The following is a 15,659-nucleotide window of genomic DNA, read 5'->3' as shown; positions in this document are numbered from 1 at the left end:
GCGAGCCGCTAATCTTCAGCCTGGCGCGCTACTTGTCGAACCACACATCCTCGTAGCGGAAGCCGTTGTAGGAGCTGTTCGACATGATCGTGACGCCCTTGACATAGGGCTGCCAGCAGGTGCCGGCCCGGGCATGGAAGATGATCGGACGGGCGACGTCCTCCTGCAGCTTCTTGTCGATATCCCAGACCAGCGGCTTGCGCTTGCTGACGTCGGTCTCCTGCGACTGTACGTCGAACAGCTTCTCGATCTCCTTGTTGCAGTAGTTGGTGTAGTTCCGCTCCGAGCCGCAGGAATAGTTTTCGTAGAAAGACTGGTCGGGGTCGTCGACGGAATTGCCGGTCAGATTGAGGCCGAGCATGTAATCCTTGCGCGCGACTTTCGGGAACCAGTTCGCGGTCTCGACCACGTCGAGCTCGCCGTCGATATAGATGCTCTTGAGCTGGTCGATCAGGATCACGGCGGGGTCGCGATATTCGGCGATGTTGCGCGTCGAGACCTTGACCGCGAGGTGCTTGTCCGGGCCGTAGCCCGCCTTCTGCATCAGTTTCTTCGCTTCCTCCCGGTTCGCGTTCACGTCGGGGCCATAGCCCGGAATGGTCGCCAGCTTGTCCTTGGGCATGCCCCAGATGCCCTGAGGCGGCGGCAGCATGGTGCCGCCGATATCGGCCTGTCCTTCGAACAGGATGTCGACGAAGGCCTTGCGGTCGAGCGCCATTGCCATCGCCCGGCGGATATCGATGTTGTCGAACGGCGGCGAGGTCGAATTGACAATGATATTGGTCGAAACGTTGGTCGGCTCGACGGCGCAGACCGCGTTTGGCGCCTGCGCCTTGATGTCCTTCAGGAGCGGGATCGTGATGTGCGTCGGAAAGGTCATGTCGAACTTGCCGGCAACGAAGGCGAGAATCGCGGTCGAGCGGTTCGTGATGATCGTGTACTCGATGCCGTCGAGGTAGGGCAGGCCCTTCTTCCAATAGTCCGGATTTCGCGTCAGCTTGATCGATTCATTGGCCTTGAACTCGACGAACTTGAACGGTCCGGTCCCGATCGGGTGGGTGCGCATGTCCGCCGGCGAGACATGACAGGGATAGATCGGCGTGTAACCGGACGCGAGCATCGCGAGCAGCGAGGGCTGCGGCCGCTTCAGGTCGAAGGAAACCTCGAGCTCGCCGCTTGTCGTGATATCGTTGACTTCGCTGTACCAGGCCTTGCGCGGATTCTGCCGCAGCTTCTGCTGCGATTTGCCCATCAGGAGATCAAAGGTGCATTTGACGTCGGCCGATGTGAACGGCTTGCCGTCGTGCCATTTCACGCCCTGGCGCAGCTTGAACGTCAGCTTCTTGTTGTCGCTGCTCCAGGACCAGCTTTCCGCCAGCTCAGGCCTCAGGGTATCGGGGCTGTTCTGCGCGACGTGCTGATCGTAGATGACGAGATTGTTGAACACGCCCATGAACGGCACGTTGATCGAGTAGGTCGCGCCCTCGAGGATGGACGCGTTGGCCGGACTGTCGCGGTGGTACATCCGCAGAATTCCGCCCTGCTTGGGCTCGCCCGCAAATGTGATGGTCGAAAACGCCAGCAAAGATAGCGCCGCCGTCGCGGCGAGCGCCCGCACGCTCCGCATCCTCATCCTCCCCGGACATGTGCCATTTATGGCCTGTTTGTCAGGACGATAGCGACGCATGCGCGGCGAGGCAACTGGCAAGGCCAGTGGTGCTCTCGACAATTCGGATGACGGAAGGCCGCAGGAGGGCCTCTCTCACAATGTGAGAGAGGGGGTGCGCTCCCTCGCCCCGCTTGCGGGGAGAGGCGAAGAGCTCCCTCACACGATCCGCGACGACTTGTTCCCCCAGTACCGATCTCGCAGCAGCCGCTTGTACAATTTGCCCGTCGGCAGCCGCGGCAGTTCCTTCTCGAAATCGACCGAGCGCGGCACCTTCTGCCGCGACAGCGATTGGCCGCAGAAGGCGATCAGCTCCTCGGCGAGCGCCTCTCCCGGAATCACGCCCGGCATCGGCTGCACCACGGCCTTTACTTCCTCGCCGAGATCCGGGTTGGGCACGCCGAACACCGCGGCATCGGCAACCTTCGGATGAGTGATCAGCAGGTTCTCGCATTCCTGCGGATAGATGTTCACGCCGCCGGAGATGATCATGAAGGTGGCACGGTCGGTGAGGTACAGGAAGCGGTCGCCATCGACATAACCGACGTCGCCGACCGTGCTCATGCTGCCGTCGGCCGAGCGCGCCTCCCTGGTTTTCTCCGGATCGTTGAAATATTCGAAGGGCGAGGCCGTCTTGAACCACACCTGACCGGGCGTGCCGGTAGGGCACGGCTTCATGTTCTCATCGAGAATGTGGAGGTCGCCGAGCAGCACCTTGCCGACGGTGCCGCGATGGGCGAGCCACTCCTCGCTGTTGCAGGCGGTGAAGCCGAGACCTTCGGTCGCGCCGTAATATTCATGGATGATCGGCCCCCACCATTTGATGATGTCGTCCTTGACCAGCGCCGGGCAGGGCGCCGCGGCATGGATCGCGATCTCGAGCGAAGACAGGTCGTAGCGGCTCCGCACCCCTTCCGGCAGCTTCAGCATGCGCGAGAACATCGTCGGCACCAGCTGGGTGTGGGTGATGCCCCATTGCTGGACCAGCTGGAGGTAACGTTCGGGATCGAACGTCTCCATGATGATGACGGTGCCGCCCATGCGGATCGTGAGGTTCACGGCGGCTTGCGGCGCGGAGTGATAGAGCGGGGCCGGCGACAGATAGACCATGCCCTCGCGGTAGTGCCAGAGCTTCGTCAGGAAATCGAACAGCGGCAGATTGTGCTTCGGCGGCTCCTCCGGCAGCGGCCGCAGGATGCCTTTGGGTCGTCCGGTCGTGCCGGACGAGTAGAGCATCGCGGTGCCCAGCCACTCATCCGCGATCGCCGTCTTCGGCAGATCGGCGGTCACCTCCTTGAGCCCAACGATGCGGTCGCTCTCGCCGGGGCCGTCGGCGACGATGCAGAGCTTGATATCGGGGCAGGCCTGGATCGCCTCCCGCGCGATGTCGAGCTTCGCAACGGAGGTGATCAGGATCTTGGACTGGCTGTTGACGAGGAGATAGGCGAGTTCGCCCGGCGTCAGGAAGGAGTTGATGCAGGTGTAGTACAGCCCGGACCGCTCGCCGGCGCCACAGGCCTCGAGATAGCGGGAATTGTTCTCCATGAAGATCGCATAATGGTCGAGCCGCTTCAGGCCGTGCTTGCGGAACAGCTGCGCCAGGCGGTTGCTGCGCGCCTCCAGCTCGCGATAGGTGACGGTCTCGCCGGTCGCGGCCATGATGAAGGCGGGCTGGAGCGGGCGCAGGCGGGCGTGGTGACCAGTGTACATCGATCCTCCGGCGTGAGGTTATGCGGCGAGAAGCAGGATTTCGCGCACCTCGGCGGGGCCGTCGATCTTGCGCGGGTTGCGCGGAATCCAGTTGGTGCGCATCGCGGCTTCCGCGATGGCGTCGAAATGCTCCGGCGACACCCGCACGTCGGCGAGGCTGCGCGGCATGCCCAGCGAACGAATGAAGGCGTCGAGCACGTCGGCGGCGTCATGGCCGGGAAAGCCCATCGCGGCTGCAACGACCATCTGCTGCTCGGCATTGTCGCGTGCATTCCAGCGCATCACCGCCGGCAGCATGACGCAGGAGGTGTAGCCGTGCGGCACGTCGAAGGCCGCGCCCAGCACGTAGCCGATGCCGTGGCTCGCGCCCATCGGTACGCCGGCGGCGAGCGCACCCATCGACAGCCACGTGCCGATCTGCGCGTCCATTCGCGCATCGAGGTCGGCAGGGTCGGCCTTCACCCGCGGCAGCGCATCGGCCAGCATGGCAAGGCCCTTGACCGATTGCGCGTCGGCATAAGGGTGCGTCTCGCGCGAGCAGATCGCCTCGACGCAATGGTCGACGGCGCGGATACCGGTGGACAGGAACAGCCATTCCGGTGTGTGCACGGTGATGGCGGGATCGAGGATGGTCGCGCGCGGCACCGTCAGCGGATGCCGCAGCATCTGCTTCACATGCGTGCTGCGGTCGGTCACGCCCGCGATCGAACTGAACTCGCCGCCCGCAATGGTCGTCGGCACGCTGATCTGCCGCACGTGAGGGGCGGTCATCTCCGGCGCGACGCCCTTGTGCACGCGGATGCGCTCGATGCCCTCGATATCGTCGATGCCATTGGCAAGGCAGAGCTGCACCGCCTTGGCGCCATCGGTGATCGAGCCGCCACCCACGGTGACGATCAAATCGGCACCCGCTTCGCGCGCCGCGTTGGCGGCCGCGATCACCGCCTCGCGCGGCGTGTGCGCCGGCATGGCGTCGAACAGGCCCGCGCAGCGCGCGCCCAGGGCTTGCTTGATCTTCTCGATTTCGTCGGTCTGCCGGTTCAGCGTGCCCGACACCATCAGGAAGGCGCGTTGCGTCCCCAGCCGGTCCATCTGCGCGACAATGGCGCCCGCCGCAGGATGGCCGAACACAACCTCCTCGATCGCGCCGTAAACGACACGTCCCTGGTGCACGCCTGTCCTCCCAGGACAATCCGTCTTGTTTTTGTAAGGAGAAGTCTAGCCGAGCCGCCGCCCGTCGTCATGTGCGAAGACGCTGGGTCTCTTCTTACCCTCCCCTGGAGGGAGAGGGTCGATCGCGCGAAGCGCGAGCGGGGCGGGGTGATCTCTCAACTCGGGCACCGCTTCGGTGGGGAGACCGTCACCCCACCCCGTCTCACATTTCGCTACGCTCCATGTGAGCCGACCCTCCCCCTCCAGGGGAGGGTGGCACCTCACTGCGGCTCGAGCGCAGTCGACGACGTCCCTGTCAACCCATCATCCGGCCAGGGCCTCTTGCCGAGCATTGCGCGCGTCCTCGTCTTGAAGAGTTCATCATCGCAACCCATCTTGTGTCCCCCGCGGGTAGGCGAGTACCCTGCGTTTTCTGCGGCTTTTATGCGAGGACCTGGGATGAGCGGACCGGATGGAAGCGAGCCATTTGCCAAAACGCACGATTTCGTTCGGCCGCGGCCTTATGCCATCGCCGGCCTTCTCGCCGCGGCGTTTGCGCTCAGCGGTTGCGGACAGCCGACCTCGCAAGCCTCTGCCCCGCCGCCTCCGCCGGTGACGGTCGCCCAGCCGGTCAAGCGCACCGTTACCGATTGGGACGAATTCACCGGCCGCTTCGAGGCCGTGGAGGAGGTGCAGGTACGCCCCCGCGTCGGCGGCTTCGTCAACTCCGTCGAATTCCAGGACGGCGCGATCGTGCACCAGGGCGATCTGCTCTACGTCATCGACCCGCGTCCGTTCGAGGCGGTGGCTGAGCAGGCGGACGGTCAGCTTTCAGACGCGCGTGCGCGGGTGGAGCTTGCCAAGCGCGAGCTCGACCGCGGCCTCAGCCTGGTCCAGACCAGTGCGGTCTCCGAGCAGGTCGTCGACCAGCGCCGTCAGGCCTTGCAAGCCGCCCACGCCGCGGAGGTGCAGGCCGAAGGCGCGCTGAAGGCCGCAAGACTCAATATCGAATTCACCCACGTGACCGCGCCGCTCACCGGCCGCGTCAGCCGCCATCTCGTCAGTCCCGGCAATCTCGTGCAGGGCAGCGATACCGGCACTTCGACGCTGCTGACGTCGATCGTCGCGCTCGATCCGATCTACGTCTATTTCGACATGGATGAGGCGACCTTCATCAAATACAGCAAGCTGTGGTTCGAAGGCCGGCGCCCGAGCTCGCGGGACACCGCGAACCCGGTGCAGGTGACGCTGGCCGGCGAAACCAAGCCGTCGCGCGAGGGCACCATCAACTTCCTCGACAACCGCCTCGATGTCTCCACCGGAACCCTGCGCAGCCGCGCGGTGATCAAGAACACCGACCTGTCGATCCTGCCCGGCCAGTTCGGTCGTATCAGGCTGATCGGCAGCGCGCCCTACGAGGCGCTGCTGATCCCGGACGCCGCCGTTGCGACCGACCAGTCCCGCAAGATCGTGTTCGTGGTCAAGCCTGACGACACCGTGGAAGCGCGTCCCGTGATGCTTGGGCCGATCGACGACGGACTGCGGGTGATCCGCGAAGGCTTGAAGGCGGACGACCGCGTCATCGTCAACGGCATTCAGCGGGCCCGCGTCGGCGCCAAGGTGGCGCCGTCGCCCGCACCGGCCGGTGGCAAGCCCGGTGACAAGTCATGAATCTTGGCCGTCTCTCCATCAACCAGCCCATCCTGGCGATGGTGCTGTCGATCGTGCTGCTGATCGTCGGCGCGCTGGCCTATACCACGCTGCCGGTCTCCGAATATCCGCAAGTGGTGCCGCCGACCGTCGTCGTCACCACGCAATATCCCGGCGCCTCCGCGCAGACCGTATCCGACACGGTCGCAGCTCCGATCGAGCAGCAGATCAACGGCGTCGAGGACATGCTGTATCTCTACAGCCAGGCGACTTCGAACGGGCAGTTGACGATCACGGTCACCTTCAAGCTCGGCACCGACCTCGACAAGGCCCAGGTGCTGGTGCAGAACCGCGTCGCGATCGCGCAACCGCAACTGCCGGACGAGGTGCAGCGCAACGGCGTCGTCACCCGCAAGAATTCGCCCGACATCCTGATGGTCGTGTTCATGCTGTCGCCGGACGACAGCTTCGACCAGCTCTACATCTCCAACTACGCGCTGCTCCAGGTTCGTGACCAGCTGCTGCGCATCGACGGCGTCGGCGACATCCAGATCTTCGGCGCACGCGACTATTCGATGAGGCTCTGGCTCGATCCCGACAGGATCGCCAATCTCGGCCTGACCTCGACCGAGGTGCTCGCGGCGATCAGGGCCCAGAACGTCCAGATCGCGGGCGGCCAGATCGCCGAGCCGCCGATCACCGATCGTGCGTTCCAGCCGAACCTCGTGTTCACCGGGCGCCTGAAGGACCAGAAGCAGTTCGAGGACATCCTGATCAAGGCCGGCTCCGACGGCCGCACGGTGCGCCTGCGCGATGTCGCGCGCATCGAGCTCGGCGCGCTGGCCTATTCCACCAACAGCTTCCTGCTGCGCAAATCGGCGGTCGCCATGCTGGTGACGCAGCGGCCGGGATCGAACGCGCTCGCGACGGCGAAAAACATCTCCGACACCATGACGAAGCTGAAGGAGAGCTTTCCCAGGGGTCTCGACTACAATATCGGTTACAACCCGACCGAGTTCATCGCGCAGTCCGTCCACGAGCTGATCAAGACCATCTACGAGGCCATGCTGCTCGTGGTCATCGTCGTGCTGGTGTTCCTGCAGGGCTGGCGGCCGGCGATCATCCCGATCATCGCGATCCCGGTCTCGCTGGTCGGCACCTTTGCGGTGATGGCGGCGCTCGGCTTCTCCATCAACAATCTCACGCTGTTCGGTCTCGTGCTCGCCGTCGGCATCGTGGTCGACGACGCCATCGTGGTGGTGGAGAACGTGGAGCGGCATCTCGAGCACGGTCTGAGCCGGCGCGATGCCGCGCTCAAGACCATGGAAGAGGTCGGCGGCGCGCTGGTCTCGATCGCGCTGGTGCTGTGCGCGGTGTTCGTTCCGACCGCGTTCATCGGTGGCATTTCCGGGCAGTTCTTCCAGCAATTCGCCGTCACCATCGCGGTTGCGACCGCGATCTCCTGCTTCTGCTCCCTGACGCTGTCGCCGGCACTGGCCTCGCAGATCCTGACGCCGCATGAGGAGAAACGACCGCCGGCGAACTGGAACATCGTCGCGCGCGGTTGGAACGCCTTCACCGGCGTCTTCAATCGCGTGTTCGATCGTCTCGCGCATGGCTATGCCGGGCTCGCCAATTTCGTCATCCGGCATTCGGTGGTGATGATCCTGATCTACGTGGTGCTGATCGGCAGCGCGGGCTGGCTGATCGTGACCACGCCGCAGGGCTTCATCCCGGCGCAGGACCGCGGCTACGTCATCATCTCCGTGCAATTGCCCGGCGCGGCCTCGCTGGCGCGCACCACGGAAATCGTGCGTGAGATCGAGCGGATCTCGCTGGATACGCCGGGCATCGTCCGCGTCGCCGCTTTCGCCGGCTTCTCCGGCGCCACGCGCACGCAGGCCGGCAACGCGGCGGCGCTCTTCCCGGTGTTCGACGAGCCCGAGGCGCGGATGAAGAAGGGATTGTCCGCGAACGCCATCACGGTCGAGCTGCGCAAGCGCCTGGCCGCGATCCAGGGCGCCTTCATCATCGTGATTCCGCCGCCGGCCGTGCCCGGCATCGGCACCGGCGGCGGCTTCACCATCCGCATCCAGGACCGCCAGGGTCGCGGGCCTGAGCTGCTCGCCGCGGCCACCGACGAGCTCGTCGCCGCGGCGCGCAAATCGCCCTTGCTGCTTGCTCCGACGGTGTTCTCGCCGTTCTCGGCCAACACGCCGCAGCTGTTCGTCGACATCGACCGCACCAAGGCGCAGAAGCTCGGCGTGCCGATCGCCAACATCAACGACACGATCCAGACCTATTTCGGATCGACCTATGTCAACGACTTCAACCTGTTCGGCCGCACCTATCACGTCACCGCGCAGGCCGATTTCCCGTTCCGCAAGGAACCCAGCGATCTCGCGCGGCTGCGCACGCGCAACGCTTCCGGCGACATGGTGATGCTCGGCAGCGTGGTCGACTTCAAGGATGTTTCCGGTCCTGACCGCGTCGCGCGCTACAATCTCTATGCAGCATCCGAGCTCCAGGGCGAGCCAGCGCCGGGCGTGAGCTCGACGACGGCGCTCAACACCGTCAAGAAGCTCGCGGACGATACCTTGCCGAGCGGCTTCAGCTTCGAATGGACCGACCTCTCGTATCAGCAAATCACCGGCGGCAATGCCGGCCTGCTGGTATTCCCGATCTGCGTGCTGTTCGTCTATCTCGTGCTTGCCGCGCAATATGGCAGCTGGACGCTGCCGTTCGCGGTGATCCTGATCGTGCCGATGTGCCTCTTGGCCGCCACCATCGGCGTGCGCATCATGGGGCAGGACGTCAACATCCTCACCCAGATCGGTTTCGTCGTGCTGGTGGGGCTTGCGGCAAAAAACGCGATCCTGATCGTCGAATTCGCGCGCGACATCGAGAACGAAGGCAAGCCGCGGCTCGAAGCCGTCATCGATGCCTGCCGCCTGCGCCTGCGGCCGATCCTGATGACGTCCTTCGCCTTCATCCTCGGCGTCTTGCCGCTGGTGATCTCGTCCGGCTCCGGCTCGGAGATGCGCCAGGCCGTCGGTGTCGCCGTGTTCTTCGGCATGATCGGCGTCACGCTGTTTGGCCTGCTCTTCACGCCGATCTTCTACGTGGTGGTGCGGAACCTGGCCGAGGGGCGGAACGAGGGGAAGAAGCCGGAGGTCGCGGGCTGATCGTCGTCAGTGCAGCCACCAGCGCATCAACACCCACAGTGTCGTCCCGGCGAAGGCCGGGACCCATAACCACAGGGAGTGGTTTGGAGCTAGCTGGCAATTACCAATCTTCGCCAAATTCAATTCTGTGAGTATGGGTCCCGGCCTTCGCCGGGACGACGATGTGGTGCTGTCCTTCATACTAACGACCAACACGCAATGGATGGGCAGGGTCGGGGTTCTTCACTACTATCCGCGCGATTTCAAAACAGAAAACTGCTGGGAGCTAACACATGAAATCAGCCCTTTTGGCCGCCGTCGCAACCTCGGCCCTGCTGCTGGCGGCGCCAGCCTTCGCGCAAGGCGTCAAGATCGGCATCCTCAACGACCAGTCCGGCGTCTATGCCGACTACGGCGGCAAATGGTCGGTCGAAGCCGCCAGGATGGCGATCGAGGATTTTGGCGGCGAGGTGCTGGGTCAGAAGGTCGAGCTCGTCACCGCCGACCACCAGAACAAGCCGGATCTCGCCACCTCGATCGCGCGGCGCTGGTACGACGTCGAGAACGTCGACATGATCACGGAGCTGACGACCTCCTCGGTCGCGCTCGCGATCCACGAGCTGTCCAAGGAAAAGAAGAAGATCGATATCGTCGTGGGCGCTGCGACCTCGCGTCTCACCGGCGATGCCTGCCAACCCTATGGCTTCCACTGGGCCTACGACACCCGCGCGCTCGGCGTCGGCACCGGCGGCGCTTTGACGAAAGCAGGCGGCGACACCTGGTTCTTCCTCACGGCAGACTATGCCTTCGGCTATGCGCTGGAAAAGGACACCAGCGAGATCGTCACCGCCAATGGCGGCAAGGTGGTCGGCTCGGTGCGCGTACCGCTCAACTCGTCGGACTTCTCCTCCTTCCTGCTCCAGGCGCAGAGCTCGAAGGCGAAGATCGTTGGGCTAGCCAATGCCGGCCTCGACACCACCAACTCGATCAAGCAGGCCTCGGAGTTCGGCATCGTCTCCGGCGGCCAGAAGCTCGCAGGGCTTCTGATGACGCTCGCCGAAGTGCACGGCCTCGGCTTGCAGGCGGCGCAAGGTCTGGTTCTGACGGAAGGCTACTACTGGGACGTCAACGACAAGTCGCGCAATCTCGGCGAACGTTTCCTCAAGCGCACCGGGCGGATGCCGAACATGATCCAGGCCGGCACTTATTCGGCGACGATCAGCTATCTCAAGGCGGTCAAGGCCGCCGGCACCAAGGATCCGGATGCCGTCGCCAAGAAGCTGAAGGAGTTGCCGGTCGACGACGATTTCGCCCAAGGCGGCAAGGTGCTCGAGAACGGCCGCATGGTCCACGACATGTATCTGTTCGAGGTCAAGAAGCCCGCGGAGTCGAAGAAGCCCTGGGACTATTACAAGCTGCTCGCCACCGTCCCTGGCGACAAGGCGTTCTTCACCGCCAAGGACAGCGGTTGCCCGCTGACGAAGTGAGGGAAGGATCGCGCCGATAACTCCCGTGTCGTCCCGGCGAAGGCCGGGACCCATAACCCCAGGGAGAAGTGTGGTGCGAGCTGGTAGCGACGAGTCTTCGTCAAATCGAATTCGGTGGTTATGGGTCCTGGCCTGCGCCAGGACGACACCGAGTGTGTAGGAGCAGCTAGGCTGCCTTCACACCAGCCGCAACACCACCGCTCCCAGCGCGCCGGCCCACAGCGCGATGGCGGCGATGCCCTGGATTGCAAAACCCGGGCCGCGCTTTGCCGCGGCCTTCGAATAGCCGATGAAATAGACGATGCGGCCGATGATCCAGACCGCACCGATCGCGGCTGCGATGGGATCGCTGATATAGATCGCGAACAGCCACAGCGCTGGCAAGAGGATCGGCATCCATTCCAGCGTGTTCGCCTGGATACGGAAGGCGCGCTCGAAATCAGGATGGCCCGAGGTCGCCGGCACCTTGATCCCCGTGCTGGCCCGCGACCGCGAGACGTTCATGATGGTGAAGAAATAAAATGCGATCGCCAGCAGCGTGATGAGGGCGGTGAGGTGATACATCGCTGGGTTCCTTGAAGAGGCTGCGCCTCAATACCCGGTCAGCTCGAGATAGCCAACGCCGTCATGCGTGCCGGCAAAGCTGACCGGCCCCTCCCAATAGGAGAAACCCGTCCCCATCCAGGCCTTTGGATTGAGCGGCTTGCAGGAAATCGAGAACGATCGCGACGGGATCGCGATCTGCCATTCCACCGGCAGCTTGCGTCCGGCAACCTCCGCTGTTGCCTTCGGAGTCATCCGGATATCGTTGCCCGCAATCATCTGGGTATCGCCCGCGGCGTTGATCCAGTTGCCGAAGGGATAATTTTGGCCGTCCTTCTGGCGCAGCCGATACAGCATCAGCTTGTCGCCGGATGCGAGATGCAGCGACAGCCAGTCCCAGCCGGTCTGGTCGGCATCGAGCGGCTGGCTGCTCCATTCCCGGTCCATCCAGGCCTGCCCCGAGACATCGATCGGCTTGTCGTCGATGATGAGCGTGCCGCGTGCGCGATAGAATGGCTGGCTGTAATAATACGAGGCCTGGCCGCGCTCGGATTTGCGGCTGAAGCCGCCATCGCCCTGCAACACGACCGGACGATCGGCCTCCAGCGTGAGCGCATAGCTGAAATCGGTGCCGGATGCCCTTAGCGCCAGCGGCGCCAGGGTGCGATCGTCGGTGCGCTCAAGCCCCTTCATCTCCCAATCGTCGATCCAGGCCGCAAACGGCTTTGCCGTGACGCCGGCCTGTCCGATCCCGCCGCGCGAAAACAGCTCGTTGAAGCGATGGGTGTCGGCGCGCGTCACCGCCGCATGTGCCATCCACACCTGTTGATTCGCCCAGCCTTCGCCCTTCGGCCCCGGCTGCGCCGCCTGGCGGAACAGCGTCCATTGCAGCCCGCACGCTGCGCCGCTGCTGTCGATGAGGTTTGCCGTGAGGTACCACCATTCGATGCGAAATTCCGGGTGCGGTCCGTGATCGGTGGGGAAGGCAAAGATTTTCCCCGGTGTCACCTTCGCAAAACCGTCCGCCGTCTCGCCGAGCCCGGCATAGCCTTGCGCACCCGCGCGGCGGGCAGCGACGAGCGCGGCGAAGCCGCCGGCGAAGGCGCGCCGCGAGATCCTCTCAGCGCTCATTGGCAAACACCTTCACGAGGTTCGCCGGCTGCATCCGCGCCAGCCGCACCATCGGCAGCAGCGCAGCAAGCAGCGAGGCAAACAGCGCGACCGCCACCAGCTCGACCAGCTGCAGCGGAAACACATGGAACGGCAGCCGCCAACCGAACGCCTTCACATTCACGATCGCGATCAGGCACCACGCCACCAGCAGCCCGAGCGGCACGGCCAAGAGCGAGGTGAACAGCGCCACCGACAGCGTCTTGGTCAGCTCGATCGCGGCAAGGCGCGGCCGCGTGATGCCGACCGCCCACAATGGTGCGAGTTGTGGCAGGCGGGAATTTGCCAGCGTCAACAGGCTGGTCAGCAGCGCAATGCCGGCGACGCCGAGCGTGAAGGCGTTCAGCGCTGACGTCACTGCAAAGGTGCGGTTGAAGATGCGGATCGATTCCGTCTTGACCGTCGCCTGGTCGGCGACGCTGCGGTCGTCGAGCGCAAATTGTTTCTGCAAAGCCGAGATCAGACCCGGAATCTTGTCGCGTGGGACGATGAGCCCGATCCGCGTCTGTGGCGTCTGCGGAAACTGCCGGATCAGCGCCGCGACATTGACCGCGAGCTGTCCCCTGGGGTTGCCGTAGTCGGCATAGATGCCGACGATGTCGAGCTCCCAGGTCCCGCCCGGCGCCGGCACCTCGACGACATCACCGACGCGAACGTTCAGGCGGCGGCTCAATTGCTCGCTGATGAAGGCGGCATTGCCGGGCACAAGCTGGGTCCAGGCGCGCGGCGCGGTTTCCAGCAGCGGCCAGCGTTCGCGATAGAGTGCGTGATCGGGCAGGCCGAGCAACTCCACCGGCTGCCCCTGAACCTGCGTCTCGGCGCGCCCGCCCGAGAGAACGGCCTGAACCTCATTGCGCTCCTTCAGCCAGTTCCGGATCGCAACGCCCTGCGCGTTGTCGGGCGCGCTGATGTAGACGTCGGCCGCGAGCCGCCCGTTGAGCCAGCCGATGAAGGTGCGGCTGAACGTTTCCACCATGGTGGACACCCCGACATTGACGGCGAGCGCCAGCAGCAGCGCCATCAGCGCCAGCGACAGCCCTGAGAGCTGCTGCCGGCTGTCCGCCCAGAACCACAGCGCGAGCGGCCGGCGCGCGGTGCGCTGGCCGATAAGCAGAATGATCTCGAGGAACGCGGGAAGTATCAGCGCCGCGCCCAGCATCAGCGCCGCCAGCACGCCGAAGCCTGCGACCAGCGATTGTCCGTAATGAAGCAGCAGCAGCGCGATCGCGAACACGGCACAGGCCGCGAGGCTTTGCAGGATCAGCCAGCGGCGCTGCCGCTGCTGCCAGGCATATGGCTGGGCGGTTGCCAGTACCGGCATTCTGACAGCCTTGACCAGGCTGGTCGCCGCCGCCACCAGCGCGCCGGCGATGCTGATGCCGATGCCGGCGAGCCACCACTCAGGCTGCAAGCTGAGCTGCCCCGGGATCTGCGCGCCATAGAGCCCGCGCAGCGACGCCGCGACATCGGGCAAGAGGGCTGCCGCGATGAAATAGCCGCAGACGAGCCCGATTAATCCTGCGACCAGCGCCAGCACCACCAGCTCGATCACGAGCACCGTGTTGACCAGTCGCGCCGAGGCGCCGCAGGCGCGCAAGGTTCGCAGCATCGGCAGCCGCTGCTCGAAGGCAAGACCCACGGCCGAATTGACGATGAAGAGGCCGACGAAGAACGACAACAGGCCGAACGCCGTGAGGTTGAGATGGAAACTGTCGGTGAGACGCTCCAGCTCGGTCTCCGCGTTCGGCTCGACCCGTTGCAGCCGGTCGCCGACGACGCTCGCCAGCGGCGCGGGCGTGCCCTTCGGCTTGCCGATCAGGAGCCGAGACACCTGATCCGGCTTGTTCAGCAGAAGCTGTGCCACGCCGATATCGACCACCAGCACGTCGGGTACGAGCTGTGGCTGCACATGCAGCGGCGGCAGCTTTGCGCCGTTGCTGATCGCCGGCGCTGCGCCCTCCTGCTCCTGCAAATCGGCCAGCGTCTCCCGCGCCACCAGCGTCCGGCCCGGCGGCGCGACGAAGCTGCTCAGATCCGAGGCGCCGAGCCGCGGCGCATTGCCGACATCGACCGGCAGCGTCACCGGCTCGATGCCGAGCAGGCGGACCGAGCGTCCGTTGATCTGGACGCGTCCCTCCAGCACCGGCGACACCGGCCAGCCGGCGCGGCGAAGCTTGACGAACAGCTCCTGCGGAAAGGTTGCCGCGTCAGGTGCGACCAGCATCGCGGTCCGCACGCCGCCGAACGTCGCCGCCGCGCGGTCATAGGCGTTGCGGGCCTGCTGGTTGATCGCCTGCACGCCGCTCCAGAGCGCGGTCGCGGCGATCAGCCCGATCAGGAGCGTTGCGAACTGCATCTTGTGCCGCCGCCAGTGGCTGAGGAGCACGGCGAGGACCCACAGCGCGCGCCTCATGCGATCCGTCCCGCATGCAAGGTGAGGTGGCGGTCGAGCGTCGCGGCCAGATGCAGGCTGTGCGTCACCATCAGGAAGCCGCAGCCGGTGCGCGCGACGAGATCGCGCGTCAGCGCCAGCACGTCCTCGGCGGTGGCCTCGTCGAGATTGCCGGTCGGCTCGTCCGCGAGCAGCAGCAGCGGTTTCGTCGCCAAGGCCCGGCCGATTGCGACCCGCTGCTGCTGGCCGCCCGATAATTGCTCTGGATAACGCTTGAGCAGGCCGTCGAGCCCGAGCCGCTCGATCAGCTCTTTCGACCAGGCCGCATCGTGCCGGCCGGCGATTCGTGCCTGAAAGGCGAGATTGTCGGCGACCGACAGGCTCGGGATCAGGTTGTACTGCTGGAACACCAGGCCGATCCGGTCGCGCCGAAGCTCCGCGCGCCCCGCGTCCGACAGCTTGGTGACCTCGGTGTCCTCCAGCCGGATCGTGCCGTCATCGGCGGCGTCGAGCCCGGCGATCAGGTGCAGCAGCGTGCTCTTGCCGCTGCCGGACTCGCCGGTCAGCGCGACGCGCTCGCCGGCCCTGAGGTCGAGGTCGACGCCGCGCAGCACGTGGACCGGTTCGCCGGCGGAGGAGAAGGTCTTGGAGAGGTTTCGGATGCTCAGCACGGGCCTGCCACTTTTTCGTCCACCTCTCCCATCGGGAGAGGTCGCGCCGGAGGC

General features: G+C 65.0%; 10 protein-coding genes. 3 read left to right on the top strand and 7 right to left on the bottom strand.

Annotated elements, in window-relative coordinates; translation table 11 throughout:
* Positions 1-28 precede the first annotated feature (28 nt).
* The 3 genes from AC1RUR_RS11145 to AC1RUR_RS11135 form a co-directional block, all read right to left on the bottom strand.
* Positions 29-1,627: an ABC transporter substrate-binding protein gene (locus AC1RUR_RS11145; protein WP_492843744.1), complete on the bottom strand. Its 1,599-nt coding sequence runs from the start codon at positions 1,625-1,627 to the stop codon at positions 29-31.
* Between the two features lie 198 nt (positions 1,628-1,825).
* Positions 1,826-3,376 carry an AMP-binding protein gene (locus AC1RUR_RS11140; protein ID WP_492843742.1) on the bottom strand — a complete coding sequence of 517 codons (1,551 nt, stop codon included), beginning with the start codon at positions 3,374-3,376 and terminating at the stop codon, positions 1,826-1,828.
* 18 nt (positions 3,377-3,394) lie between these two features.
* Entirely contained in the window at positions 3,395-4,549 is a 1,155-nt protein-coding gene (locus AC1RUR_RS11135; RefSeq protein WP_492843740.1) for an iron-containing alcohol dehydrogenase, read from the bottom strand.
* Positions 4,550-4,987: 438 nt separating this feature from the next.
* On the opposite strand from AC1RUR_RS11135, the gene AC1RUR_RS11130 reads away from it, so the two are divergent.
* The 3 genes from AC1RUR_RS11130 to AC1RUR_RS11120 all read left to right on the top strand — a co-directional run bounded on the left by AC1RUR_RS11130 (position 4,988) and on the right by AC1RUR_RS11120 (position 10,829).
* A complete protein-coding gene (locus AC1RUR_RS11130) occupies positions 4,988-6,199 on the top strand; it encodes an efflux RND transporter periplasmic adaptor subunit (RefSeq protein WP_492843738.1) in 1,212 nt (403 codons plus the stop codon).
* Positions 6,196-9,363, top strand: a complete 3,168-nt coding sequence (locus AC1RUR_RS11125; RefSeq protein WP_492843736.1) for an efflux RND transporter permease subunit — start codon at positions 6,196-6,198, stop codon at positions 9,361-9,363. The genes AC1RUR_RS11130 and AC1RUR_RS11125 overlap by 4 nt, the downstream gene beginning before the upstream one ends.
* 272 nt (positions 9,364-9,635) lie before the next feature.
* Positions 9,636-10,829: an ABC transporter substrate-binding protein gene (locus AC1RUR_RS11120; protein ID WP_492843734.1), complete on the top strand. Its 1,194-nt coding sequence runs from the start codon at positions 9,636-9,638 to the stop codon at positions 10,827-10,829.
* Between the two features lie 177 nt (positions 10,830-11,006).
* Here the strand turns inward: AC1RUR_RS11120 and AC1RUR_RS11115 are convergent, their stop codons facing one another.
* From AC1RUR_RS11115 to AC1RUR_RS11100, 4 genes are read right to left on the bottom strand one after another with little or no spacing between them, the layout of a single operon-like run.
* A complete protein-coding gene (locus tag AC1RUR_RS11115) occupies positions 11,007-11,393 on the bottom strand; it encodes an MAPEG family protein (RefSeq protein ID WP_492843732.1) in 387 nt (128 codons plus the stop codon).
* A 27-nt stretch (positions 11,394-11,420) separates the two neighbouring features.
* Entirely contained in the window at positions 11,421-12,503 is a 1,083-nt protein-coding gene (locus AC1RUR_RS11110; protein ID WP_492843730.1) for a lipocalin-like domain-containing protein, read from the bottom strand.
* Positions 12,493-14,955 carry an FtsX-like permease family protein gene (locus tag AC1RUR_RS11105; protein ID WP_492843728.1) on the bottom strand — a complete coding sequence of 821 codons (2,463 nt, stop codon included), beginning with the start codon at positions 14,953-14,955 and terminating at the stop codon, positions 12,493-12,495. Before AC1RUR_RS11105 ends, AC1RUR_RS11110 begins: the two co-directional genes overlap by 11 nt.
* On the bottom strand, positions 14,952-15,605 hold the full coding sequence (locus AC1RUR_RS11100) for an ABC transporter ATP-binding protein (protein WP_492843726.1): 654 nt from the start codon (positions 15,603-15,605) through the stop codon (positions 14,952-14,954). The genes AC1RUR_RS11105 and AC1RUR_RS11100 overlap by 4 nt, the downstream gene beginning before the upstream one ends.
* Positions 15,606-15,659: the final 54 nt, after the last annotated feature.

The organism is Bradyrhizobium sp. GW821-FHT12B03, from assembly GCF_058807535.1.
The sequence above is the reverse complement of the archived record's forward strand: the minus strand, read 5'-3'. Positions and strand labels throughout refer to the sequence as shown.

Coding starts and splice junctions, on each gene's coding strand:
- AC1RUR_RS11115 (WP_492843732.1), bottom strand. CDS start 11,393: ATGTATCACCTCACCGCCCTCATCACGCTGCTGGCGATCGCATTTTAT.
- AC1RUR_RS11145 (WP_492843744.1), bottom strand. CDS start 1,627: ATGCGGAGCGTGCGGGCGCTCGCCGCGACGGCGGCGCTATCTTTGCTG.
- AC1RUR_RS11110 (WP_492843730.1), bottom strand. CDS start 12,503: ATGAGCGCTGAGAGGATCTCGCGGCGCGCCTTCGCCGGCGGCTTCGCC.
- AC1RUR_RS11140 (WP_492843742.1), bottom strand. CDS start 3,376: ATGTACACTGGTCACCACGCCCGCCTGCGCCCGCTCCAGCCCGCCTTC.
- AC1RUR_RS11120 (WP_492843734.1), top strand. CDS start 9,636: ATGAAATCAGCCCTTTTGGCCGCCGTCGCAACCTCGGCCCTGCTGCTG.
- AC1RUR_RS11125 (WP_492843736.1), top strand. CDS start 6,196: ATGAATCTTGGCCGTCTCTCCATCAACCAGCCCATCCTGGCGATGGTG.
- AC1RUR_RS11105 (WP_492843728.1), bottom strand. CDS start 14,955: ATGAGGCGCGCGCTGTGGGTCCTCGCCGTGCTCCTCAGCCACTGGCGG.
- AC1RUR_RS11130 (WP_492843738.1), top strand. CDS start 4,988: ATGAGCGGACCGGATGGAAGCGAGCCATTTGCCAAAACGCACGATTTC.